This window comes from Roseospira navarrensis (assembly GCF_009601025.1).
Taxonomy (GTDB): domain Bacteria; phylum Pseudomonadota; class Alphaproteobacteria; order Rhodospirillales; family Rhodospirillaceae; genus Rhodospira; species Rhodospira navarrensis.
This window is the reverse complement of record NZ_WIVE01000166.1, coordinates 1-832: the sequence shown is the minus strand read 5'-3', so window position 1 is coordinate 832 and position 832 is coordinate 1. Positions and strand designations below refer to the sequence as shown.

Annotated in this window: 1 protein-coding gene; it reads right to left on the bottom strand. The window is 38.8% G+C overall.

Annotation, left to right across the window (positions count from 1 at the left end; translation table 11 throughout):
• Positions 1-60: 60 nt before the first annotated feature.
• On the bottom strand, positions 61-627 hold the full coding sequence (locus GHC57_RS19120; RefSeq protein WP_153347255.1) for a Kiwa anti-phage protein KwaB-like domain-containing protein: 567 nt from the start codon (positions 625-627) through the stop codon (positions 61-63).
• Positions 628-832: the final 205 nt, after the last annotated feature.

Sequence of the window (832 nt, the reverse complement as noted above, 5' to 3'; positions counted from 1 at the left end):
GTTCACGTTATGTTCTACGCCGTTTCAGGCCACCTGTCACCACATGATGTGGTCCCGGACTCAAAGGGATAAGCCTTTGAGTTTATATTTTTTGTGCAGCGCTCGCAAATTATCCATAAAACTAGGATTGTTATAATGCCCCTTATCAACAATAGAAGAAATACGGCGCAGTTGAATTTTATTGTCCCCAATGTAATCGTCAAGCGCTTTCATGTCACTGAAAATCGAGCAAAAATCTGGATTCTTTTTCAAATCCTCAAAGCACCGTATGTAAGTTCCCTTGTACTGCATAATAGATTCGAAATTTCCCTTTGATCGTACAAATGTTTTGTCGCCAAATACGTAGAAATCAATTGTATTGTGTATTGTAAATCTGTCCTTATTATCAATATCAAGCCTATAATTCTCAAATACAACAGAACTAACATTTATTCTCTTTTTCGTCTTCCAATCTAAATCAGATTTTTTGACAGCGTACAAAACTTTGTCATCAACAACAACTTTAATGCAATAAAATACAGCGTTTGTGATATGCTCCACTTTTGTAATAGATTTTTCTTTATCATACTGTGCACACTGCTCCATAATCAGACCGGCATTGGTCTCTAATGTATCAATCTCAAGCATACTGGCCTCATTATTCTGAGAAAGAATAGAATATGTAATAACCTCTGTTATTTTCGAAATCTCTTTAAGGGCTTATCCCTTTGAGTCCGGGACCACATCATGTGGTGACAGGTGGCCTGAAACGGCGTAGAACATAACGTGAACGCACGCCATTTCCGGAGCCCGACCATGAGCAAGTTTCCTCGATCCCTGCTCGAATTCCAGC